At 38.6% G+C, this 22,845-nt stretch carries 21 protein-coding genes; 17 read left to right on the top strand and 4 right to left on the bottom strand.

Annotated features, from left to right (window positions below):
- The first annotated feature begins 14 nt into the window (after nt 1-14).
- From infB to H9635_RS01430, 8 genes are all read left to right on the top strand, one after another.
- Nucleotides 15-2,477, top strand: a complete 2,463-nt coding sequence (gene infB / locus H9635_RS01465; protein ID WP_191698369.1) for a translation initiation factor IF-2 — start codon at nt 15-17, stop codon at nt 2,475-2,477.
- The gene (locus H9635_RS01460; protein WP_191698368.1) at nt 2,477-2,755 is read left to right on the top strand and encodes a DUF503 domain-containing protein; all 279 of its coding nucleotides are present in this window, start codon (nt 2,477-2,479) and stop codon (nt 2,753-2,755) included. The genes infB and H9635_RS01460 overlap by 1 nt, the downstream gene beginning before the upstream one ends.
- Before the next feature lie 58 nt (nt 2,756-2,813).
- Entirely contained in the window at nt 2,814-3,158 is a 345-nt protein-coding gene (gene rbfA, locus H9635_RS01455) for a 30S ribosome-binding factor RbfA (RefSeq protein WP_191698367.1), read from the top strand.
- Between the two features lie 367 nt (nt 3,159-3,525).
- Nucleotides 3,526-4,437 carry a tRNA pseudouridine(55) synthase TruB gene (gene truB / locus H9635_RS01450; RefSeq protein ID WP_191698366.1) on the top strand — a complete coding sequence of 304 codons (912 nt, stop codon included), beginning with the start codon at nt 3,526-3,528 and terminating at the stop codon, nt 4,435-4,437.
- 10 nt (nt 4,438-4,447) lie between these two features.
- Complete coding sequence (gene ribF / locus H9635_RS01445) at nt 4,448-5,398, top strand: riboflavin biosynthesis protein RibF (RefSeq protein WP_191698365.1); 951 nt, start codon at nt 4,448-4,450, stop codon at nt 5,396-5,398.
- A gap of 138 nt (nt 5,399-5,536) precedes the next feature.
- Nucleotides 5,537-5,806: a 30S ribosomal protein S15 gene (gene rpsO, locus H9635_RS01440; protein ID WP_191698364.1), complete on the top strand. Its 270-nt coding sequence runs from the start codon at nt 5,537-5,539 to the stop codon at nt 5,804-5,806.
- Between the two features lie 272 nt (nt 5,807-6,078).
- Nucleotides 6,079-8,190, top strand: a complete 2,112-nt coding sequence (gene pnp / locus H9635_RS01435; protein ID WP_191698363.1) for a polyribonucleotide nucleotidyltransferase — start codon at nt 6,079-6,081, stop codon at nt 8,188-8,190.
- A gap of 87 nt (nt 8,191-8,277) precedes the next feature.
- Entirely contained in the window at nt 8,278-9,504 is a 1,227-nt protein-coding gene (locus H9635_RS01430) for a M16 family metallopeptidase (protein WP_191698362.1), read from the top strand.
- Between the two features lie 41 nt (nt 9,505-9,545).
- On the opposite strand, the gene H9635_RS01425 is transcribed toward H9635_RS01430, so the two are convergent.
- Genes H9635_RS01425 through H9635_RS01410 form a run of 4 tightly spaced genes read right to left on the bottom strand, consistent with a single transcriptional unit; the run spans nt 9,546 to nt 11,975 of the window.
- The gene (locus tag H9635_RS01425; RefSeq protein WP_191698361.1) at nt 9,546-10,166 is read right to left on the bottom strand and encodes a hypothetical protein; all 621 of its coding nucleotides are present in this window, start codon (nt 10,164-10,166) and stop codon (nt 9,546-9,548) included.
- Nucleotides 10,163-10,759 (bottom strand): ATPase, encoded by a 597-nt coding sequence (locus H9635_RS01420; RefSeq protein ID WP_191698360.1) that lies wholly within the window; start codon nt 10,757-10,759, stop codon nt 10,163-10,165. The genes H9635_RS01425 and H9635_RS01420 overlap by 4 nt, the downstream gene beginning before the upstream one ends.
- Nucleotides 10,756-11,601 carry an ABC transporter ATP-binding protein gene (locus H9635_RS01415; protein ID WP_191698359.1) on the bottom strand — a complete coding sequence of 282 codons (846 nt, stop codon included), beginning with the start codon at nt 11,599-11,601 and terminating at the stop codon, nt 10,756-10,758. The genes H9635_RS01420 and H9635_RS01415 overlap by 4 nt, the downstream gene beginning before the upstream one ends.
- Before the next feature lie 2 nt (nt 11,602-11,603).
- Nucleotides 11,604-11,975: a GntR family transcriptional regulator gene (locus tag H9635_RS01410; RefSeq protein ID WP_191698358.1), complete on the bottom strand. Its 372-nt coding sequence runs from the start codon at nt 11,973-11,975 to the stop codon at nt 11,604-11,606.
- A 409-nt stretch (nt 11,976-12,384) separates the two neighbouring features.
- Here H9635_RS01410 and H9635_RS01405 point away from each other — a divergent pair, with 409 nt between their 5' ends.
- From H9635_RS01405 to H9635_RS01365, 9 genes are all read left to right on the top strand, one after another.
- Nucleotides 12,385-12,657, top strand: coding sequence for a YlmC/YmxH family sporulation protein (locus H9635_RS01405; RefSeq protein ID WP_191698357.1), 273 nt, complete (start codon nt 12,385-12,387; stop codon nt 12,655-12,657).
- Nucleotides 12,647-13,426: a dipicolinate synthase subunit A gene (locus H9635_RS01400; protein WP_225231062.1), complete on the top strand. Its 780-nt coding sequence runs from the start codon at nt 12,647-12,649 to the stop codon at nt 13,424-13,426. The genes H9635_RS01405 and H9635_RS01400 overlap by 11 nt, the downstream gene beginning before the upstream one ends.
- Complete coding sequence (locus H9635_RS01395) at nt 13,419-14,009, top strand: dipicolinate synthase subunit B (RefSeq protein ID WP_191698355.1); 591 nt, start codon at nt 13,419-13,421, stop codon at nt 14,007-14,009. The genes H9635_RS01400 and H9635_RS01395 overlap by 8 nt, the downstream gene beginning before the upstream one ends.
- Before the next feature lie 84 nt (nt 14,010-14,093).
- Nucleotides 14,094-15,134, top strand: coding sequence for an aspartate-semialdehyde dehydrogenase (locus H9635_RS01390; protein ID WP_191698354.1), 1,041 nt, complete (start codon nt 14,094-14,096; stop codon nt 15,132-15,134).
- A gap of 15 nt (nt 15,135-15,149) precedes the next feature.
- Nucleotides 15,150-16,061: a 4-hydroxy-tetrahydrodipicolinate synthase gene (gene dapA, locus H9635_RS01385; RefSeq protein WP_191698353.1), complete on the top strand. Its 912-nt coding sequence runs from the start codon at nt 15,150-15,152 to the stop codon at nt 16,059-16,061.
- Nucleotides 16,062-16,387: 326 nt separating this feature from the next.
- Complete coding sequence (locus H9635_RS01380; protein WP_191698352.1) at nt 16,388-18,055, top strand: ribonuclease J; 1,668 nt, start codon at nt 16,388-16,390, stop codon at nt 18,053-18,055.
- A 442-nt stretch (nt 18,056-18,497) separates the two neighbouring features.
- Nucleotides 18,498-20,708, top strand: a complete 2,211-nt coding sequence (locus tag H9635_RS01375) for a DNA translocase FtsK (RefSeq protein WP_191698740.1) — start codon at nt 18,498-18,500, stop codon at nt 20,706-20,708.
- Nucleotides 20,709-20,914: 206 nt separating this feature from the next.
- Nucleotides 20,915-21,643, top strand: coding sequence for a GntR family transcriptional regulator (locus H9635_RS01370; RefSeq protein WP_191698351.1), 729 nt, complete (start codon nt 20,915-20,917; stop codon nt 21,641-21,643).
- A gap of 61 nt (nt 21,644-21,704) precedes the next feature.
- Nucleotides 21,705-22,805 carry a BMP family lipoprotein gene (locus H9635_RS01365; protein WP_191698350.1) on the top strand — a complete coding sequence of 367 codons (1,101 nt, stop codon included), beginning with the start codon at nt 21,705-21,707 and terminating at the stop codon, nt 22,803-22,805.
- Nucleotides 22,806-22,845 lie beyond the last annotated feature (40 nt).

The raw sequence follows: 22,845 nt of genomic DNA, 5'->3' as shown, positions 1-22,845 counted from the left end.
TCGGGGGTGAGCAGATGAGCAAAGTAAGAGTTCATGAATATGCGAAAAAGGTAAATAAAACAAGTAAGGAAGTTATTGAGAAGCTTGCAAGTTTCAATCTGCCGGTGAAAAATCACATGGCGGTAATTGATGACCAGGCGGTATCAAAACTAAATTCTGTCTTTAAGCAAGCAGCAGAACCAACGAAAGATTCTCCTGCAAGACCATCTGTCAAAGCTGTAAATGCATCGCCAAAACCTGGTGAGCAAGGACAGAGAAAATCACAACAGAATCTAAAGCAGGATCGTCCACAATCTGCTTCAACTAACCAACAACCGAACAAGCAAAGAAACGCCCAAGGGCAAACAAGATCGCAACAACCGAACAAATCAGCAAATACCCAAGGGCAAACTAGATCGCAACAACCGAACAAATCAACAAATACCCAAGGGCAATCAAGACCGCAACAATCAAACAGACCTACAAATGCCCAAGGGCAAACATCATCGCAACAAGGCGAAAAACAAAGAAATGAAAAAGGTAACCAAAATCGAAATATGACTCAAAATAATAATAACAACCGCAAAGGCGGCACAAACCAAAATAATAGTAATAATAAAGGCGGTAACACGCAGAATAAGGGTGGCTACCAACAACGTAGAAAGCCAGGAATTAATGGTGGTAAACGTCGTACGCATCGCCCAGCACCGCAGCCAATGGTACAAAAAGAATTACCGGAAAAAATTACGTTCTACGAAAGCTTGTCAGTTGCAGAACTTGCAAAAAAATTACACCGTGAGCCATCGGAAATTATCAAAAAATTATTCATGCTTGGTGTAATGGCGACAATTAACCAAGAGTTAGACAAAGATGCGATTGAGCTTATTTGTGCTGACTACGGTGTAGAAGTAGAAGAAGAAATCCGTATCGACAAAACAGATTTAGATACGTACTTCGATGATACAATCGTAGAAGTGGATGAAAATGCTCTAGAAGAGCGTCCACCAGTTGTAACAATCATGGGTCACGTTGACCACGGTAAAACAACGTTACTTGACTCAATTCGTAACACAAAAGTAACTGCTGGCGAAGCAGGTGGTATCACACAACATATCGGTGCTTACCAAGTTACTGAAAACGGCAAAAAAATCACGTTCTTAGATACACCAGGACACGCAGCCTTCACAACTATGCGTGCGCGCGGAGCATCTATCACTGATATCGCTATTATTGTTGTAGCAGCTGATGACGGTGTAATGCCTCAAACAGTTGAAGCAATTAACCATGCGAAAGCAGCTGAAGTACCAATTATCGTAGCTGTAAACAAAATGGATAAACCATCGGCAAATCCTGATCGCGTTCAGCAAGAATTAACTGAGCACGGTTTAGTTCCTGAAGCATGGGGTGGAGACACAGTGTTCGTTCCACTTTCAGCTCTTAAAGGTGAAGGAATCGATGAATTATTAGAAATGATTCTTTTAACTGCAGAGGTTGGCGAATTAAAAGCAAACCCAACTCGTGCTGCTATCGGTTCAGTAATCGAAGCACAATTAGATAAAGGGCGCGGTGCTGTTGCAACTTTATTAGTTCAAGATGGTACATTACGTGTTGGTGACCCAATTGTAGTTGGTCATGCATATGGTCGTGTACGTGCAATGGTAAACGATTTAGGCCGTCGCATTAAAACTGCTGGTCCATCTACACCAGTGGAAATTACAGGTCTAAATGAAGTACCGCAAGCAGGTGACCGTTTCGTAGTATTCCAAGACGAAAAAACTGCTCGTCAAGTTGGGGAATCACGTTCAATGACAGCGATTCAAGCACAACGTTCTGAAAAGCAACGTGTAACACTTGATAACTTATTTGAACAAATGAGCCAAGGCGAAATGAAAGAGTTAAACTTAATCGTAAAAGCAGACGTACAAGGTACAGTGGAAGCAATGGCTTCTTCATTAATGAAAATTGATGTTGAAGGTGTTAACGTAAAAATCATCCACACAGGTGCGGGTGCTATTACAGAATCAGATATTTCACTTGCTGCTGCATCAAACGCTATCGTTATCGGATTCAACGTACGTCCAGATACGAATGCTAAGCGTGCTGCGGATGAAGAAGGTGTAGATATTCGTCAACACCGTATCATCTATAAAGTGATCGAAGAAATCGAACATGCGATGAAAGGGATGCTTGATCCTGAATTCGAAGAAAAAATCGTTGGTCAAGCGGAAGTTCGTCAAACTATCAAAGTTTCTAAAGTCGGTACAATTGCCGGTTCATACGTTATTGAAGGTAAAATGGTACGCGATGCGGGTGTACGTGTAATCCGTGAAAATGTTGTTGTTTTTGAAGGCGAATTAGATTCATTAAAACGCTTTAAAGATGATGCAAAAGAAGTAGCAAAAGGCTATGAGTGTGGTATCACAATTAAAAACTACAACGACATTAAAGAAGGCGACATTATTGAAGCCTTCGTAATGGAAGAGATTGTTCGTAAATAATGATTGTGTATGCAGAGATTGAATTCATCATTCAGACTGCCCACTCATTAAAAGAAAAGCGTGCTGTTCTACAACGAATGGTAATGCGGACGAAACAAAAGTTCAATGTTTCCGTTGCTGAAATTGACCATCAGGATGTATGGCAGCGTACGAGGTTAGCACTTGTTTCAGTGGCTTCTTCAAAAGAAGCGGCTGAACGCGAGCTAATGCGTGCAGTACACTTTTTACAGTCAAATCCACAATGGGAACAGCTGGATTTTTATCGTGAATATTTATAAAATCCACATCTAGTGGAAACTAAAACATCAATTACGCAAGTTAAATGAGGTGACATTTATGTCTCTACGTTCTAATCGAGTTGGCGAGCAAATGAAAAAGGAAATTACTGAAATCATTGCACGCAAAATCAAAGACCCACGCGTAGGTTTCGTTACAGTTACAGATGTAGCCGTAACAGGTGACTTACAGCAAGCAACTGTTTATATTACATCGTTAGGTAATGACCGCGAACGTGCGGAAACATTGCAAGCTTTAGAAAAAGCATCTGGTTTTATCCGTTCGGAAGTTGGTTCACGTATTCGTTTACGCCGTACGCCTGAACTAGCATTCGAATTCGATACAGCAATCGAATACGGCAATAAAATTGATGCATTACTACGTGGCTTACACGAAGATAAATAATACAAAGAAGTCTGCACTGCATAACTATGCAGGCAGACTTTTTTTCGTAATACGAAAGTATATTGGATGAAATAGACGGAGAAATTCCGCTTATTTGGAAAATCGAGTGAAAAAAGGTCAAAATAGCGGTAGAAATTCCGGTTATTAATTAAAATAATAACTAAAAACATGATTTTTCAATGAATAAGCGGAAAACATACCTTTATTTTTCCTGAAATGAAGGGTAGTCAGTAAAATAAACGGAAACTCTCCGCTTATTTTAAAACTGATTAAATACGTCAAAACTTATTTATAATAATGAACCAATTAATATTATCCGCATGAAGCACGTACAAGGTGGATTGCCAACCAACAAAGGAGCAAAACAATGAACGGTATTTTACCATTATGGAAAGAGCGCGGTATGACAAGTCATGACTGCGTGTTCAAGCTAAGAAAAATATTGAAGACAAAAAAGGTAGGACATACCGGGACACTGGATCCAGGTGTTGAAGGTGTTTTACCAATCTGTATAGGCCAGGCAACAAGAATTGCAGAATATTTAACTGATGCAGGCAAAACATATGAAGCGGTCGTTTCAATCGGACGTACGACTACAACAGAAGATGCAGAAGGGGAAACTGTCGAACAAAACAGCGATGTTAAATCCTTCTCACGTGCTGATATTTTACAGGCACTCACATCTTTAACAGGCGTAATCGAACAAACACCCCCAATGTTCTCAGCTGTAAAAGTAAATGGGAAAAAACTTTATGAATATGCTCGGGCAGGTCAAACGGTAGAGCGCCCAACACGTGAAATTACAATTTATGAGTTGGAATTATTAGATGATGCACAAAAGTTCGAGGGAGAAGAAGTAACATTTTCAATCCGTATTAAGTGTTCAAAAGGCACGTATATCCGTACATTAGCTGTACAAATTGGGGAAGCGCTAGGCTATCCTGCACATATGCATGAGCTTGTCCGAACAGCTTCCGGCACATTTACGAAAGACAATTGCTTCACCTTAGCACAAATTGCAGAAATGATGGAAGCAGGGGAACAGGAGAAATTTTTACTGCCTGTAGAATATGCCTTGTCAGATTATCCTTATATTGAAGTTACGGCTGATATTGAGAAGCAAATTTTCAATGGACAAGTACTTCCAATGCATGCATTATTAAAAGAACATGATAAAATTGTGTATGGTGTAGAGGGAAGAGCATTTGCGGTTTACATCGCCCACCCGACTAAACAAGGGCAAATGAAGCCGGATAAAATGTTCCCCGAAATTAATTAGGAGGCATATGATGAACGTTATTCATTTAAAATACCCCCATCAATTAGCACAAAAAGTTAAAGATCAGCCATATTCATTGGCAATTGGTTTTTTTGACGGGGTACATAAAGGTCATAAAGCGGTGATTGAATCTGCAATACAAAAAGCAGAAGAACTAAATATTAAAAGTGCTGTTATGACATTTGATCCGCATCCATCAATCGTATTAGGTGGACGCAATGAAAAAGTGTTTTATATTACACCACTTTCACAAAAATTAGATACGCTGGAAAAACTGAATGTCGATACTGTATTTGTTGTGAATTTTACATCAGACTTTGCGAAGTTAACTCCTGAACAATTTATCGAGTATTTTATTATTGATTTGAACGTCCAGCATGTGACAGCAGGCTTTGATTTTTCATTTGGTGCGTTTGGCAAAGGGAATATGGAGCTAATGGCACAATTGTCTAACGGCCATTACGGTGTAACAGTGATTGATAAGCTTTCAGATATTGAAGAAAAAATCAGTTCAACACGTATCCGAAAAGCTTTACAGGATGGTGAGATGGAGCAAGTTCGTAATCTATTAGGTCGTGCATTTGAAGTGCCTGGTATTGTTGTTCATGGGGACAAGCGAGGACGTACGATGGGATTCCCGACAGCAAACGTACAGGCAATGGAAGGATGTTACATACCAGCTACAGGTGTTTACGCAGTAAAAATTTTAGTGCAAAACGAGTGGTATAATGGTGTATGCAACGTTGGCTATAAACCGACTTTCCACAATCCGGACGAAAAGCGACTATCCATCGAAGTGCATATTTTGGATTTTGATAAAAATATATACGGTGAAGAGGTAATTGTCGGCTGGTATAAACGAATTCGCAGTGAGCGTAAATTCAACGGAATTGAAGCTTTAATTGAGCAAATCGAAATGGATAAACAACAAGCAATCGCCTATTTTGAAGAACTGCGCTAAATAGTTGCACACATATAAAGAACTATGGTACTATTCATAAGTACGAAACTCTCGTATGAACCTTAGCTCGGCTTTCACGCAACTCCAGCGATTGCTGTGCTATTGGGGATATTTAATTTATTAGGAGGTCATTTTAAAATGGCAATTACACAACAACGTAAAAACGAAATTATCGCTGAGTACCGCGTGCACGAAACAGATACTGGTTCTCCAGAAGTACAAGTAGCTGTATTAACTGCAGAAATCAACGCTTTAAACGCTCACTTAGCTACTCACAAGAAAGATTTCCACTCTCAACGTGGTCTTCTTAAAATGGTAGGTAAACGTCGTCATTTATTAAAATATTTACGTGAAAACGATGTAGCTCGTTACCGTGAATTAATTACTAAACTTGGATTACGTCGCTAATCTGACAATATAAAAAGCGGGATTTTTCCCGCTTTTTATTATGTTTTGAAATCAGTCAGCTTTCCAGAATAATGGTGCGATGTTTAACTTCTTTGAGCAGGTGTAAAAACGCCTGTTGAAAGAAGTTAAACCATTGCTGGAAGGTTTAAAATAATGATTAAATTTATATAAATTTAATCAAAAAATTTAGCATAGAAAACGCTTTTTTGATACACTTACTATGGTACATAAAATGATACGTAGAGTGTTTCAATAAGAAAGGGGTTCAATTAATGAACGAAAAAAAAGTCTTTTCGTATGAATGGGCAGGTCGTCCACTCGTAGTAGAAGTAGGTCAGTTAGCAAAACAAGCAAATGGGGCGGCAATGGTACGCTACGGCGAAACAGCAGTGTTAGCTACAGCAACAATGTCTAAACACCCAAAGCCATTAGATTTCTTCCCGTTAACAGTTAACTTTGAAGAACGTCTATACGCAGCAGGAAAAATTCCAGGTGGTTTCATTAAACGTGAAGGACGTCCATCAGAAGCGGCAGTATTAACTTCTCGCTTAATCGACCGTCCAATCCGTCCAATGTTTCCAGATGGTTTCCGTAATGAAGTACAATCAATTTTAATGGTTATGTCAAATGATTCAGATTGCCCGGCAGATGTAGCGGCAATGTTCGGTTCTTCATTATCATTAGCTATTTCGGATATTCCTTTCGATGGACCGATCGCTGGTGTTCATGTAGGCTATATCGACGGTGAATTCGTTGTGAATCCAACAGTAGAACAAGCAGCAAAATCGACTGTTCACTTAACAGTAGCAGGTAACAAAGATGCGATTAACATGGTAGAAGCAGGTGCTTTAGAAGTATCTGAAGACATCATGCTTGAAGCAATTATGTTCGGTCACGATGAAATCAAAAAATTAATCGCTTTCCAAGAGCAAATTATTGCTGAAGTTGGTAAAGAAAAATTAGAAGTTACATTATATGAATTAGATGCAGACTTAACAGCAGCGATCAAAGCTGAATGTGAAGCTGATATGAATACAGCAATCCAAACAGTAGACAAGCAATTACGTGAAGAAAATATTACAGCTGTAAAAACACGTATTATTGAATCATATGAAGCTCAAGAAGCTGATGATGAGACGATGAAGCAAGTGAAAGCTATTTTAGATAAAATGGTAAAAGATGAAGTGCGTCGTTTAATTACAGAAGACAAAGTTCGTCCGGATGGTCGTAAACAAGATGAGATCCGTCCACTATCTTCTGAAGTAGATTTATTGCCACGTGCACACGGTTCTGCATTATTCACTCGTGGACAAACTCAGGCATTATCAATTTGTACATTAGGTGCTTTAGGCGATGTGCAAATTATTGATGGTTTAGGTATTGAAGAGTCAAAACGCTGGATGCACCATTACAACTTCCCACAATTCTCAGTTGGGGAAACTGGTCGTTACGGTAGCCCAGGTCGTCGTGAAATCGGTCACGGTGCATTAGGTGAGCGTGCGATTTTAGCAGTAATGCCATCAGAAGAGGAATTCCCATATGCAATCCGTTGTGTATCGGAAGTATTAGAATCAAATGGTTCTACTTCTCAAGCATCAATTTGTGCTTCTACAATGGCACTTATGGCTGCAGGTGTTCCAATTAAAGCACCAGTTGCAGGTATTGCAATGGGTCTTGTTAAAAAAGGCGAGCACTATACAGTATTATCAGATATCCAAGGTATGGAAGACCACCTTGGCGATATGGACTTTAAAGTGGCAGGTACAGCTAAAGGTGTAACAGCACTTCAAATGGACATTAAAATTGATGGTCTGTCTCGTGATATTTTAGAAGAAGCATTAACTCAAGCGAAAATTGGTCGTTTACACATTTTAGATCATATGATGTCAACGATTTCTGATTCTCGTACTTCATTATCACAATACGCACCAAAAATTGTTTCAATCAAAATTAACCCTGACAAAATCCGCGATGTAATCGGACCGGGTGGTAAAGTAATCAATAAAATTATTGATGAAACAGGCGTTAAAATTGATACAGAACAAGATGGTACAATTTACATCGCTTCAGCAGATGAAGCAATGATTAACCGTGCAAAAGAAATGATCGAATCAATCGTACGTGAAGCTAAAGTAGGCGAGTACTACTTATCAACAGTAAAACGTATTGAAAAATTCGGTGCATTCTGTGAAATCTTCCCAGGTAAAGACGGCTTACTGCACATTTCGGAAATTCAAGAAGAACGTACGAAAGATGTAGAAGACGTATTAAAACTTGGCGATGAATTACTTGTGAAGTGTATCGAAATCGACAAGCAAGGTCGCGTAAACTTATCACGCAAAGTCGTTATCAAAGAAGAAAAAGAGCGCGCAGAAAAAGCGTAATTTTCAACAATATAAAAAGGGAGGTTGTACACTATGTACAGCCTCTTTTTTAAATAAGAAATAAGAGCCGAATTAAAGGAGAAATTTATGGTACAAGTAATTAAAGCAAAAAACGGCGTGCGCATTGTAACAGAGCAAATGCCGCATGTCCGTTCATTATCTGTCGGAATTTGGGTCAACGCAGGCTCACGCTATGAAACGAAAGAAGAAAACGGGATTACCCATTTTATTGAGCATATGCTATTTAAAGGAACAAAAAACCGAACAGCTCGTCAAATCGCAGAAGAATTTGACCGGATTGGCGGGGAGATTAATGCCTTCACGTCAAAGGAGCATACGTGCTATTATGCAAAAGTGCTGGACCATCATGGTGAGCTGGCGGTTGATATTTTAGCGGATATGTTTTTTAATTCATTATTTACGCAGGAAGATATCGAGCGGGAACGACAAGTAGTGCTTGAAGAAATATATATGAGCGAAGATGATCCGGCTGATGATGTACATGAGAAATTATGGGGTGTCATGTTCCCAGGGGATGCTTTAGGGAGACCAATTTTAGGGACACCTGAAACATTGGCGACTTTTAATGAAAAGATGATTCGTGACTATATGGCGAAACATTACGGTCCTCAAAATGTTGTCATTTCAATAGCTGGTAATATCGAAAAAGATTTATTGGAAAAGGTGGAAGCTTTGTTTGGAAACTATGAAGCTAGCGCGGAATCGATTGTTTCTAAGCCTTCTTATCCAACATTTATACCAGGTGAAATTGAAAAGTTAAGAGATACAGAACAAGCACATATCGCCATTTCATTCCCAGCGATTTCTGTAAAAGACCCGAAAATGTACAGCTTTATTGCACTGAATAATATTATCGGTGGCAATATGAGTTCACGCCTGTTCCAGGAAGTACGGGAAGAACGCGGACTAGCATATTCCGTATTCAGCTATCAGTCGAGTTATGAGGATGTTGGAACATTTACAATTTACGCTTCAGCTTCCAAACAAAATTTGGATGCGCTCAAGCAGCAAATCGACCAAACTTTATTTGATCTCGTAACAGGCGGGATAACGGAAGTGGAACTGGATAATGCAAAGGAGCAACTAAAAGGCGGTTTTGTATTAGGTCTTGAAGGAACAGAAGACTTTATGAACCGTAATGGGGTTAATGAGCTTATTCATCAAAACCATCGTACTGTTGATGAAGTGTTGGCAAAAATTGATGCGATTTCAATGGAAACAATTGATGAGCTCATTACACAAATTTTATTAACCGAGCCTGCCATTGCTATTATTGGACCGGAAAACGAATAACAAAAGGACAGCGCGGCTAACATTTAGCAAGCGCTGTCCTTTTAAAATTCTGCTGTCATAAATTTTGTTACGGCTGTTTTATAGTGCTTATAGTAAACAATTAATCCAACAATCGGCAAGATAGTTGCCCCTAATAGTTTGATGTCCATAATACTAAGTATGAGCATTATAAGGAGATGAATAAAGGTAAATAGCAAAAAATAACCGAAGATGGACCACAATGAAATACTTCTCGTACCCTTTGACGGATTGCTTAAATAGTTTTTCAGCAGTGAGCCAATAGAAGCAATCCCTGCAGTAAAGAAGATGACGAGAAATGATAATTCAAAGGCTCCTATTTCATTGTCCATATACAAAACAGTTTGATAAATTCCAATAGGGATTAAAATGACAAGTATCTGAATTAAACTGAATATAAATAAACTTTTCACAAAGTCTTTCGGTGCGATTGGCATTACCCTCATCTGTTTTATAAAATGGTTTTCGAGTAAATAGCTAATACCGAATACCGGTGTCAAAGTTAAAAAATATAAAGTTAGAAACCCTAAATTAATTTCTTTTAAAATTATCCACTGAGTGGCTAAAAGTCCTAAAATGAATATCAAAGCAGTAATGAATAGCTTTCTTGATAAATAAAAGTGCATCTTCAGCAATGAAATCATGTAATATCCCTCCTCTGTTCGCGAACATAAGTAATCCTAGCTGCAATGATAATAAGTACGAGTGAACTAAAGAATAATAGTATGCTGTGAAATGTAGAAAGCCTAACAATCAAGGAAATTAACTGTGTAAAAGCTAACGGGATAAAAAACATGGAAAGGTTAACGTAATAACCATATTTGATACGGCGTAACAGCAGGAAAATACTAATTATTAAAAGACTGATAACAATACTTAATAAAATTTGCTTGGCAGATGGAAGTATAAGCTGCTGCTCTAGTAAAGTTTGAAAAATCGTAGTTACTACCATTGTATAAAGGATATAGTACAAGGTGTACCGGCCGATAAAAGAAATATCCACAAAGAAAAATGTCTTTTTGGAAATAGGAAAAAGACTTGTCATGATGAGCTGTCTTTCACGCAGATCTAAATAAAGTGAACAAAGTACGGATATAGTGATGGATAGTATAAATAAGGAAGCTAGCTCAGCACGTTCAAAAAGTAAAGGAAGAGCAAAAAATGATGCCACAAGTGGTGTAAACAAAATCCAAGCGGACAGCTCCTGTTGATAATAACGAAAAAGCATTTGTTTCATCTTTTTCGCCCCTTTACGAAAAACAGCATGAGGTCATCAATCGTCGGTTTTTGCAGTTCAATAACAGGGTTTACAAATTCACGCATGACTAAATACTCGACTCCAAATACATAATCCCGTTTACCGACAATCGAATGATTCGGGATTACTTTCGCTTCTTCAAGTGATCCTTTCCAAATCCCGTAGCCGTACAGCAAGTCGTCTTTGTTTTCACTAAACAGTATTTCGCCTTCATGAATAAACGTAATCGTATCCGCAATTTTCTCTAAATCGGTTGTAATATGCGAAGAAAACAGTATCGCATGATCTTCCTGTTCCATAAAACTTTGCAGCATACTCAGCACTTCATCACGTACAATCGGATCAAGTCCGCTCGTAGGTTCATCCAACAGCAAAAGTTTCGGTCGATGTGCCAATGCCAATGATAGAGCCAGCTTCATTTTCGTCCCTTTGGACATCGTTTTTGTTTTGTCGTACTTTGGTACATTCAGCCGCTCAAGTAAATCATAAAAATATGGACGATCCCAAGTAGGGTATACATGGCCGTAAAGGACATCGAGATCTTTTGCGGTAAAGTTTTCGGGCACATGCAGTTCATCAAACACAACACCGATTTGAGACTTCAACTCCACTTCATGTGCAACATGATCCTTTCCGAACAGGAGAATATCGCCTTCGATTTTTTTCAGTAAATTTAATATGATTTTTATTGTTGTTGATTTCCCGGCCCCATTTTGTCCGATAAAGCCTGCAATTGTCCCACTTTCAACAGTAAATGAAATATTATTTAACCGGAAATTCTTGAATTGCTTCGATACATTTTTTACTTCAATTGCATTCATCATCATTCCTCCAATAGTAAATCGAGTAAGTCATGCAGCTCCTGTTTTTGCACATTTGCCGTTTTTGCAATGGATACTGCTTTTGTAAAATGAACTTCAATGTGACGGATCAGCTCTTCACGAAGAAAATCCTGATTGCGCTCGGATACATAGCTTCCTTTGCCGGCAATTGTTTCAATAAAGCCGTCCCGTTCCAAATCCGCATACGCCCGCTTTGTCGTCATGACACTAATTTTCAATTCCTTCGCCAGAGCCCTTATTGATGGTAGGGCATCTCCTGTAACAAGCGCACCTGTTAATATAGCTTGCTTTAATTGATCGGTAATTTGTTCATAAATCGGCTTTTCGCTATTATTGCTTAATTTAATTATCACTGTGATCACCACCTAATGTAAAACTGTATATGTACAGTATATACAGTTGTTCGGTGGATGTCTATTAAAAGTTTTGAAAATTTTGGATGTAATGAAATAAGGGAAGATTTTTCGCTTATTTTCAAAATGACGGGTGTTTTAGGGGGAATAAGGGAACAAATTTCCGTTATCCTTCGAAAAATTAGTTTTTTCCATTGATATTCACTCAATAACGGAAATTTCTACCGCTATTTTCAGCTGTTTTTTAATGAGATTTATCAAATAAAGGAAATTCTTACCTTTATTTTTACAAAGCGAATACCTAGAAAATCTTTAGTTACTGCAATTCAACTTAATATGATGAACCATTTCACTTCTAACTGACTTGATGCATATAGTAATGGTAGGCTCTTACAAGAGGAGGGATACAATGCTTTTATCAGAGCTCGCTGAGAAAGAATTAATCGAAATGGAAAACGGGGTTCGATATGGCTTTTTAGCAGAGACCGAATGTATTTTCGATGCAAAGACAGGGAAAATTACAGGCTTTGAAATGCCGCCACAAATGGTGAAAATGCCATTTCAAAAGAAAAAGCCAGGTATGGTGAAGTATATTCCTTGGGAAGAAATTATTTTGATTGGCGAAGATCGAGTATTATTTCAAAAAACAACATCATCTTTAAAGCATGCAAATGATGAATGAACGTTGGCTCATAATTGGAACAGATGAACGAATGCGTTTTTTAGCAAAGCAATTATCTACTAATGATCGTACCGTTTACTACAAAAACACGGCTGTATGGGATGAAGCGTTAAACAAAGTAGCGTTAGAGTTACACCCGACAGAAATTGTGCTGCCGATTCATCCTTTAACGATCCAGGTAGATGAATTATTAGGTATACGTCAAGCGCAGTTCTTTGCAGGAAAACTTAATGATGAGTGGAATCAACTTCTTCAGGGGAAGCGTATTCATTATTATTTAACAGATGAAACATTTATTTGGAAAAATGCAGCGCTTACTGCAGAAAGCTTTTTAGCTCATTTATATCAGGGGAAAGTGAATGTGCAGTATAAAACATTCATTATCACTGGATTTGGACGCGTAGCAAAAATGCTTGCATTGTTTTTGACTCGTTTAAATGCGAAAGTCATTATCGCAGTAAGATCCGATCATCAAAAAGCTGAGGCGCTTGCATATGGCTATAAAGGTATAGAACTTAAGGAAGGAAACAGTGTGGATGCTGATTTCCTTATTAATACGATTCCAACAGATTGGCTAACAAAAAACTATGCATCATGGACTACACGTCCCATTTATGATCTTGCTTCAAATCCAGGATGTCTAAATGATGTGAAATTATCTCAATATGAATTATTACCTGGATTACCCGGCAAATACTTTCCGCAGGCTGCGGCAAAGTTGTTAACAGAAACAATACTAGAATTGCGAAAGGAGGATACAAGTGCTTGAAGGAAAACGCATTGGTTTAGGGATAACTGCATCACATTGTACTTATGAAGATGTTGTACCGAAAATTTCTCAGTTTCGGGAAGCGGGTGCAACAGTAGTACCGATTATTACTCCTTCTGTATTACATGCTGCAACACGATTCGGTACGGGTGAAGAGTGGATTGCAAAAATAGAAGAGCAGGCGGGAGAAAAGGTTGTCAGTTCAATAGCAGAGGCAGAGCCGTTTGGACCTAAAAACCCATTGGATTGTATGGTGATTGCACCAATGACAGGCAATTCAATTAGTAAATTTGCCAATGCTGCTACAGACAGTGCAGTATTAATGGCTGCAAAGGCGACATTGCGCAATGGCTCACCTGTTGTACTTGGTATTTCGACGAATGATGCACTTGGTTTAAATGGTATGAATTTAATGAAACTAATGAATGCAAAAAACATCTTCTTTATTCCATTCGGTCAAGATGATCCAATTAATAAACCTACATCACTTATAGCGGATTTTACAAAAATGCTCGATACTGTAGCATATACGCTCGCTCATAAAAAACAGATCCAGCCAATATTTATACAATATTTTAAATAATCAAAATTCCTAACACAATTCAAATAATATATGTTACAATATCCAACATTATATACATACCGATATTTTTAGGAGAGATGAGACATGTTGAAAAAGTTAAATGTTGCGGTAGTAGGAGCAACTGGAGCAGTTGGTACAAAAATGATGGAGAAATTAGTAGAGCGTAAATTTCCGATTGCATCTATTAAATTTTTAGCTTCTGCTCGTTCTGCAGGTAATAAAATAGAATTCAACGGTGAGACTTATACAATAGAAGAAGCAAAACCTGAAAGCTTTGAAGGTATTGATATTGCATTATTTTCAGCAGGTGGCGCTGTTTCGGAGGCTTTGGCACCCGAAGCAGCAAAACGTGGCGCAATTGTAATAGATAATACGAGCCATTTCCGTATGGATCCGGAAGTACCGCTTGTAGTACCAGAAGTAAACCGTCATGCATTAAAAACGATTCCTAAAGGGATTATAGCAAACCCAAACTGTTCAACAATTCAAATGGTAGCAGCATTGCAGCCAATCCGTGAAAAGTTTGGTTTAACAAAAATCGTTGTATCGACATATCAGGCTGTATCAGGTTCAGGTATTGCAGCGATTGATGAATTGCGTGATCAAAGCGCACAATGGGACGCAGGCAAAAACGTGGAAGCAAAAGTTCTTCCTGTAAAATCGGATAAAAAACATTATCCAATCGCACGTAATGTCATTCCGCAAATTGATAAGTTTACGGACAATGGCTTTACATATGAAGAAATGAAAATGATTAACGAAACGAAAAAGATTATGGAAGCACCTGAATTAAAAGTTGCTGCTACTTGTGTCCGTGTACCGGTCGTATCAGGTCACTCGGAATCAGTGTATATCGAGCTTGCCGAAGAAGCGACAGTACAGCAAATTTTCGACGTATTAAAAGATGCACCAGGAATCGTGTTACAGGATGATGTAACACAGCAAGTTTATCCGATGCCAATATTTGCAGAAAACGAGGAGCCGACATTCGTTGGACGTATTCGCCAAGATTTGGACAATAAAAAAGGATTCCACTTATGGATTGTGTCAGATAATTTACTAAAAGGTGCTGCACTCAACTCTATTCAAATCGCAGAGGCTATGCTAGAGGATAACTTACTATAAGGGGAGGATTTAGTAATGGATTTTGGACGAATTGGTACAGCGATGATTACACCGTTTAAAAAGGACGGCACGATTAATTATCCTGAACTAGAACGAATTATTGACCATTTGATTGATAATGGAACAGATTCGATTATCGCTTGTGGAACAACTTCAGAAAACCCAACGATGTCAACGGAGGAAAAAATTGAGGTCGTTCGTTTTACTGTCGAAAAAGTAGCGGGACGTGTGCCGGTTATTGCAGGTACAGGGGATAACGAAACTGCCTATTCAATTATGATGACACATAAAGCTGAAGAAAATGGCGCAAATGGTATTATGCTTGTTACACCATATTATAATAAGCCAAACCAGCGCGGTATGTATGCCCACTTTGAAACGATTGCCAAAGAAACTTCACTGCCGGTAATGCTATATAATGTACCTGGTCGAACGGGTGCAAATATATTAGCGGAAACGACAATCGCTTTGAGCAAGGATGTACCGAACATTACTTGCATTAAAGAAGCGAGCGGCAATTTGGATCAAATGGGTGATATTATTGAAAATGTTAATTCAGACTTCCTTGTATACTCGGGAGATGACGGGTTGACGTTACCATTACTTGCAATCGGCGGTCGAGGCATTATTTCAGTTGCTTCACATGTAGTCGGAAAAGATATGCAGCAAATGGTTCGTGCTTTTGAAGAAGGACGCCATCAGGAAGCTGCCCAAATTCACCGTGCTTTACTACCACTAGTCCGTGCATTATTTGCACAGCCTAATCCATCACCAATTAAATATGCGATGACAAAATTAGGCTTTGATACATTAGATGTTCGTATGCCAATGATGGAAATGCTGCCTGAAGAAAAAGCAGCATTTGATGACATTTGGAATACGTATCAGGCAAAAGCAGAACAGTTCCGCGCTCTACAAACAAACTAATAAGTAAACAACCACTACTTTCAAAGAGTTAGTGGTTGCAGACTGTAGACAAACTCGAAGAAATTCGGGATTGCCTACAGTCTTTTTTATTAAAATAAAGTTAACTAATGAAAACCGTTGATTTCCATTCCGGGACCGATGCTATCGATTTGAGCGCGTGATATGTTATATTGTAAACAACAAACTCTTTAGGCGCTGTAGTGGTTTAGCTTTTACATATTTTTCATAAAAAAGATAAAATCACTTTTTTATTTGTACTAACGACATTCTCACCGTATAATGAAGTTTAAGTGGTTGCTGTTCGGAACAATTTAGGAGGAAATAAAGTGACAAAAACAAAAAATGAACTAATCCGTGTCATTCCATTAGGTGGAGTTGGCGAAATCGGAAAATCAATGTATGTAATAGAAATCGATGAAGAGCTATTCGTAGTAGACAGCGGGCTCATGTTCCCAGAGGACGAAATGCTGGGTATTGATATAGTTATTCCAGATATTACTTATTTAGAGGAAAACAAAGATCGCGTAAAAGGAATTTTCCTTACGCACGGACATGAAGATGCAATTGGGTCGATTGCGTATGTACTAAAAAAAGTAAAGGCTCCTGTATACGGGTCTAAATTAACGATTGCACTAGCAAAAGAACATTTAAAAGAATTGCCGGCACCATATCAGGTGAAATTCTTTGAAGTAACAAGCAATAGCCGTATGAATTTTAATTCAACGTATGTGACATTCTTCCATACAACGCATAGTATTCCGGATTCTTTAGGTATTGTGTTCCATACTTCTGAAGGGGCAATCGTTCATACTGGTGAATTTAAATTTGACCAATCAGCAACAGGCAAGTTTAAGCCAGATTTAGCAAAAATGGCGATGCTTGGAGAAGAAGGCGTCTTTATGCTTTTATCGGAGTCTATTGAAGCAGAACGTCCAGGCTATACAACAAGTGAAGCGGTTGTTGCAGAAGAATTGCAAAAAACTTTCCACTCGGCACCAGGCAGAATTATCGTAGCACTTTATGCTTCGAATTTCATTCGTATTCAGCAAGTGTTTAGACAAGCTGCTTCATCGTACCGAAAAGTTGCAGTAGTCGGAAAATCTTTGGAGAAAATTGTCGATATCGGCGTTAACTTAGGTTATTTGGAAGTAGACGAAGACATCATTGTGCCAGTAAATGAAATCCATAAATACCAGGACGATGAAATTATTGTGATGGCAACAGGCAATAAAGGCGAGCCACTTGATGCACTAGATAAAATTGTCCGTAAACATCACCGTGATATTAAAATCAAAAATACAGATACAGTATTAATTACATTTACACCTTCACCAAGCATGGAAGTGCAAATGTACAACACGATGAATCAACTTGCAAAAGCAGGTGCAAATGTCATGACATCGAATAAGAAAGTACATGTTTCGGGTCACGGCAGTGCAGAAGACTTAAAATTAATGCTTAATTTTATGAAGCCTAAATACTTTGTGCCAATTCAAGGGGAGTACCGTATGCTAATTGCGCACTCTAAGCTGGCGCAACAAGTAGGTTTACAAAAGTCACAAATTTTCATCGCGGATAAAGGCGATATCATCGAATACAAAAACGGTAAAATGCGCATGACAGGCCGTGTACAAGCCGGAAATGTTCTAATTGACGGAATTGGAGTAGGCGATGTAGGAAATATCGTATTACGTGATCGTAAGTTACTTTCTCAAGATGGAATTTTCATTGTCGTTGTGACACTGAACCGTGCACAGAAGAAAATTGCCTCAGGTCCGGAAATTTTATCACGTGGTTTTGTTTATGTGCGTGAGTCAGAACAGTTAATGGAAGAAGCGGCTGACATGGCACGTGAAGTAATTGAAAAATACGTGGGCAAAGAAACGTTTGAATGGACGAATATTAAACAGGAAATACGAGATACATTAAATCAATACTTATTCCAAAAAACAAAGCGTCGTCCGATGATCATTCCAATTATTATGGAATATTAATTTTTAAAATAATTATAAATCCACTTCAACTATTAAAGTAGATGATTGGAATGAAGGGGAGGCGACTCCAGCGGGAATAGCGCGACGCCTGAGACTACAGGCTCAGGCCGTGCCCGCGGAAAGCGTCCGACCCGTAATGGAAATCATCCCTATATGATAAGGATGAACCAGATGAATAAATTAAAAAGGGTTTTCTTACTATTTGCGTGAGAAAGCCCTTTTTCTAACTTAATTTCAGTACGATTCTTGCAAAAGACGAAGGATATGATGAAATTACTATAGGGGAAATGGAAGTCAAATGAATAAGTACGGCGTTTATAATTAGGAACAACTTGAAGTAGGTGAACATCAATTGGAAAGAAAGAGAAATATTAAATCAAAACCAAAACCAAAACCAAAACCAAAAGCAAAGCCATCCTTAAAAGCAAAAAGTAAAGAGGAAATGCATCCACTTGCATATGAAATTATCGGAGTGCTGCTGATCGCCATAGCTATTATTGAGTTTTTGGAATTTGGCCTGGTCGGTAGATGGCTCCATTCATTGGCAATGTTTTTCTTTGGGAATTTACATTTCATTATTCCGTTACTATGCTTTTTAGTCGCAGGAATGTTAATGGTAAAACGACGTGGCGTCGCTTTTAATAGCCGTGTTGTTTATGGAGTGCTTTTTGTCGGGGCAAGCTTAACGGTATTTAGTCATGGCTTGTTATTTGAACAATTACTTGCCACAAACACGCTGCTATCAAATTCGGTATTAAAAGAAACTTGGAGAATACTAATCAGCATGGAAGGTATTACGAATCGCAGTAACTCTCTTGGCGGTGGTATGATTGGCGGACTTTTGTTCAGCATGTTCCATGTACTGTTTGATTCATCAGGTACAAAAATTGCTGCATTCGTATTATTGTCCATTGGTGTTATTTTAATTACTGGTAAAGCACTCGTCCCGTTTCTACTGGAAAAAGCACCAGATATTAAGGGCACATTGAAAAGAACGAAACGAAGCAAATTAAGTAAGGCAAATGCCGAAAGCAAAAAAAAAGTTCGACGTTCTAATGTAGAGCCACCCATGGAAGAAGAAGATGCCGCGGATTTGGAACAACTAATTATTACAGCCGCACCAGTCCGACAGGAGCCCATTATTTCAAATTTTGTTGAGCAAGTAAAACAAGAGAAACAAAAAGACATCGACGTGGAAGAAGTACCATTGAGTGAGCCGATTATGAGTATGGCGTCCAATACAGATCAAACGTATATGTTGCCATCCCTTCAATTATTAAATGCACCGCCTGAACACGATCAAAGTGGGGAATATTCGGTCATTCAAATGAACGCTAAAAAGCTGGAACAAACATTTTTAAGTTTCGGTGTAAAGGCAAAAGTGACGCAAGTTCATTTAGGACCTGCCGTAACGAAATATGAGGTTTTGCCGGATATAGGCGTGAAAGTAAGTAAAATAGTCGGCCTACAAGATGATTTAGCGCTCGCACTTGCTGCAAAAGATATTCGAATTGAAGCACCGATACCTGGGAAGTCTGCAATTGGGATAGAAGTTCCGAACAGTGAAGTCGCTATGGTAACTTTACGAGAAGTGATTGAAGCGAACGAACAAGTAAAAGTGGGCTCAAAGTTGTTCGTCAGCTTAGGTCGAGATGTTACAGGTCAATCCATTTCCGCCGAATTGAATAAAATGCCGCATTTACTTGTTGCCGGTTCGACGGGCAGTGGTAAAAGTGTATGTATTAATGGGATTATTATTTCAGTATTAATGCGGGCTAAGCCAAGCGAAGTGAAAATGATGATGATTGATCCAAAAATGGTAGAGCTCAGTGTGTACAATGGGATTCCACATTTATTGGCCCCTGTTGTAACGGATGCAAGAAAAGCAGCCCAAGCATTGCAAAAAGTAGTCTCGGAAATGGAACGTCGCTATGATTTATTTTCGCACTCAGGTACAAGAAATATCGAGGGCTATAATGATTTCATTGAGATGAACAATGAAGGATTATCTGAAAAACAGCCAAAACTTCCGTATATTGTCGTTATTGTGGATGAGTTGGCAGACTTAATGATGGTCGCTTCTAGTGAAGTGGAAGACGCAATTACAAGGCTTGCACAAATGGCCCGAGCTGCAGGAATCCATCTTATTATTGCTACACAACGACCGTCTGTAGATGTTATTACCGGAATAATAAAAGCTAATATTCCATCACGAATTGCATTTGCCGTATCTTCCGCAGTCGATTCACGGACGATTTTGGATATGGGTGGTGCAGAACGTTTACTTGGACGCGGGGATATGCTGTATCTACCAGCAGGTGCATCGAAGCCAGTACGTGTTCAAGGTGCTTTTGTAAGTGATCAGGAAGTGGAAAAAGTAATCGGAAGTGTCATCCAGCAGCAAAAAGCACAATACGAGGAAGCGATGATACCTACGGATGAACCGATAATAGATGCAATGGATGAAACGGATGAATTGTATGATGATGCAGTTCAACTTGTAATGGAAATGCAAACCGCTTCTGTCTCTTTATTGCAACGTCGATTTAGAATCGGGTATTCGCGGGCAGCGAGAATTGTTGATCAAATGGAACAGCGCGGTGTCGTAGGACCACCAGAAGGAAGCAAACCACGACAAGTTTTAAAGTATTAGAAAGCCCATTATAACGGACTATTTCAACATTTCTGAATATATTATTTTCTATAAGTTTTTAAATAAATTCGCTAAATTTTCACAATAACATAACACATTTAAAGAAATATGTTTTCTTTTTACGTTGAAAGTGTTATATTATTCACGAATTAGTAGGAATGTTGTACATCAGATGTCTGATCTCTATGTTATGGTGGTGATACTAAATGACAATTAAAGCGGATCATCGTCATCTATACTTACAAGTTATTGACCGTTTAAAATCAGATATAGATAAAGGGATTTATTGTGAAAACGAAAAATTACCTTCTGAATTTGAACTTTCAAAAACACTCGGAGTAAGTCGTGCAACGCTTCGTGAAGCACTTCGACTGTTAGAAGAAGAAAATATCATAGTCCGTCGTCATGGAGTTGGAACATTTGTAAATCCAAAGCCGGTATTTTCATCAGGCATTGAACAATTATCGAGTGTATCATCTATGATAGAAAACGCTGGGATGAAGCCTGGTACTATTTTTATTAGTGCAAAGGAAGAAACGGCTACGGAAGATGATGTGGAACGCTTCCAAACGGACATTGATGACAATGTTATCACGATTGAACGTGTAAGGACGGCAGATAATGAGCCAGTAGTCTACTGTGTAGACAAAGTACCGGCAAGTTTACTGCCAAAAGAATTTATAAGTGATCAAAACGTTTCAATATTTTCGGCATTAGAGCAAACTGGTGCCATCCGTGTCGCATATGCGGTGACCTATATTGATCCTGTAGGCTTCCATGATGAAGTATCACCGATATTAAAATGTGGTCCGGAAACAGCTTTACTTGTATTGAAACAGCTACATTATGACGAAAGTGATCGTGTAGTGCTTTATTCAAAAAATTATTTCAGAGCTGACAAATTTAGTTTCCATGTAGTACGAAAACGGGTGTAGAACAATAATTTCTATTATTTAATTCCTGCTAATATCAATTACCTTTGAGGGGGACTCATTAATGAAAAAGCGTAAATTTGGTTTATTAATTTCATCTGTAGTAGCAACTGGAGCAATCTTAGCTGCATGTGGTACCGACGAAGAAAAAACGGATTCAACAGACACTTCAAACAACAACACTGGTTCTGAAACAAACACAGGTTCTGACGATAATTTCTCTATCGCAATGGTAACTGATGTTGGTGGCGTTGATGATAAATCATTCAACCAATCAGCTTGGGAAGGTGTTCAACAGTTTGGTGCTGACAACGGCTTATCTAAAGGTAACGGTGGTTTCGATTACTTACAATCACAAACAGATGCTGACTACAACACAAACTTAAACAACTTATTACGCCGTGACTTCGATTTAGTATTCGGTGTTGGTTTCATGATGGGTGACGCAATTGAAGAAATCGCAAATGACAACCCAGAAGCAAAATTAGCTCTTATCGATGCAGAAGTTGCTGCTGATAACGTAGCAAATATCTTATTCAAAGAGCAAGAGGGTGCATTCTTAGCTGGTGTTGTTGCTGCTTCTATGTCTGAGTCTGGTAAAATCGGCTTCATTGGTGGCGTAGATATTCCTGTAATTAACCGCTTCCACGCTGGTTTCAAAGAGGGTGCTGAAGCAGTTAACCCGGATATCGAAATTCAAGTGAACTATACAGGTGCATTTGATGATGCTTCTAAAGGTAAAATCGCTGCAAACTCTATGTACTCTTCAGGTGTAGATATTATTTTCCACGCTGCTGGTGGTACAGGTAACGGTGTATTCTCAGAAGCAAAAGAACGTAAAACAAAAGATAAAGACGCTAACGTATGGGTAATTGGTGTAGATGCTGACCAATACGCAGAAGGACAAGTAGATGATTCAACAAACATCACTTTAACTTCTATGTTAAAAGGTGTTAATACAGCTGTAGTTGATATCGCAACTAAAACAAAAAATGGTGAGTTCCCTGGTGGTACAACAACTGTTTACGGTTTAGCTGAAAATGGCGTTGATTTAGCAGATTCTCGTGGCGCAATTCCACAAGATGTAATGGATAAAGTAGCAGAATATAAAGAAAAAATCGCTTCAGGTGAAATTACAGTTTCTGAAGAAAAACCAAAACAATAATATAAACTTTTACGGAGTAATCATCATGGGGGTTTATTCC

The sequence above is a fragment of the Solibacillus faecavium genome, from assembly GCF_014836905.1.
Taxonomy (GTDB): domain Bacteria; phylum Bacillota; class Bacilli; order Bacillales_A; family Planococcaceae; genus Solibacillus; species Solibacillus faecavium.
Note: the sequence above shows the minus strand (reverse complement) of the source record. Positions and strands in the feature narration are given on the sequence as shown.

Bases quoted from the DNA above. Each gene is read 5' to 3' on its own strand.
- infB (WP_191698369.1), top strand. From the start codon at position 15: ATGAGCAAAGTAAGAGTTCATGAATATGCGAAAAAGGTAAATAAAACA.
- H9635_RS01460 (WP_191698368.1), top strand. From the start codon at position 2,477: ATGATTGTGTATGCAGAGATTGAATTCATCATTCAGACTGCCCACTCA.
- rbfA (WP_191698367.1), top strand. From the start codon at position 2,814: ATGTCTCTACGTTCTAATCGAGTTGGCGAGCAAATGAAAAAGGAAATT.
- truB (WP_191698366.1), top strand. From the start codon at position 3,526: ATGAACGGTATTTTACCATTATGGAAAGAGCGCGGTATGACAAGTCAT.
- ribF (WP_191698365.1), top strand. From the start codon at position 4,448: ATGAACGTTATTCATTTAAAATACCCCCATCAATTAGCACAAAAAGTT.
- rpsO (WP_191698364.1), top strand. From the start codon at position 5,537: ATGGCAATTACACAACAACGTAAAAACGAAATTATCGCTGAGTACCGC.
- pnp (WP_191698363.1), top strand. From the start codon at position 6,079: ATGAACGAAAAAAAAGTCTTTTCGTATGAATGGGCAGGTCGTCCACTC.
- H9635_RS01430 (WP_191698362.1), top strand. From the start codon at position 8,278: ATGGTACAAGTAATTAAAGCAAAAAACGGCGTGCGCATTGTAACAGAG.
- H9635_RS01425 (WP_191698361.1), bottom strand. From the start codon at position 10,166: ATGATTTCATTGCTGAAGATGCACTTTTATTTATCAAGAAAGCTATTC.
- H9635_RS01420 (WP_191698360.1), bottom strand. From the start codon at position 10,759: ATGAAACAAATGCTTTTTCGTTATTATCAACAGGAGCTGTCCGCTTGG.
- H9635_RS01415 (WP_191698359.1), bottom strand. From the start codon at position 11,601: ATGAATGCAATTGAAGTAAAAAATGTATCGAAGCAATTCAAGAATTTC.
- H9635_RS01405 (WP_191698357.1), top strand. From the start codon at position 12,385: ATGCTTTTATCAGAGCTCGCTGAGAAAGAATTAATCGAAATGGAAAAC.
- H9635_RS01400 (WP_225231062.1), top strand. From the start codon at position 12,647: ATGATGAATGAACGTTGGCTCATAATTGGAACAGATGAACGAATGCGT.
- H9635_RS01390 (WP_191698354.1), top strand. From the start codon at position 14,094: ATGTTGAAAAAGTTAAATGTTGCGGTAGTAGGAGCAACTGGAGCAGTT.
- dapA (WP_191698353.1), top strand. From the start codon at position 15,150: ATGGATTTTGGACGAATTGGTACAGCGATGATTACACCGTTTAAAAAG.
- H9635_RS01375 (WP_191698740.1), top strand. From the start codon at position 18,498: ATGCATCCACTTGCATATGAAATTATCGGAGTGCTGCTGATCGCCATA.
- H9635_RS01370 (WP_191698351.1), top strand. From the start codon at position 20,915: ATGACAATTAAAGCGGATCATCGTCATCTATACTTACAAGTTATTGAC.
- H9635_RS01365 (WP_191698350.1), top strand. From the start codon at position 21,705: ATGAAAAAGCGTAAATTTGGTTTATTAATTTCATCTGTAGTAGCAACT.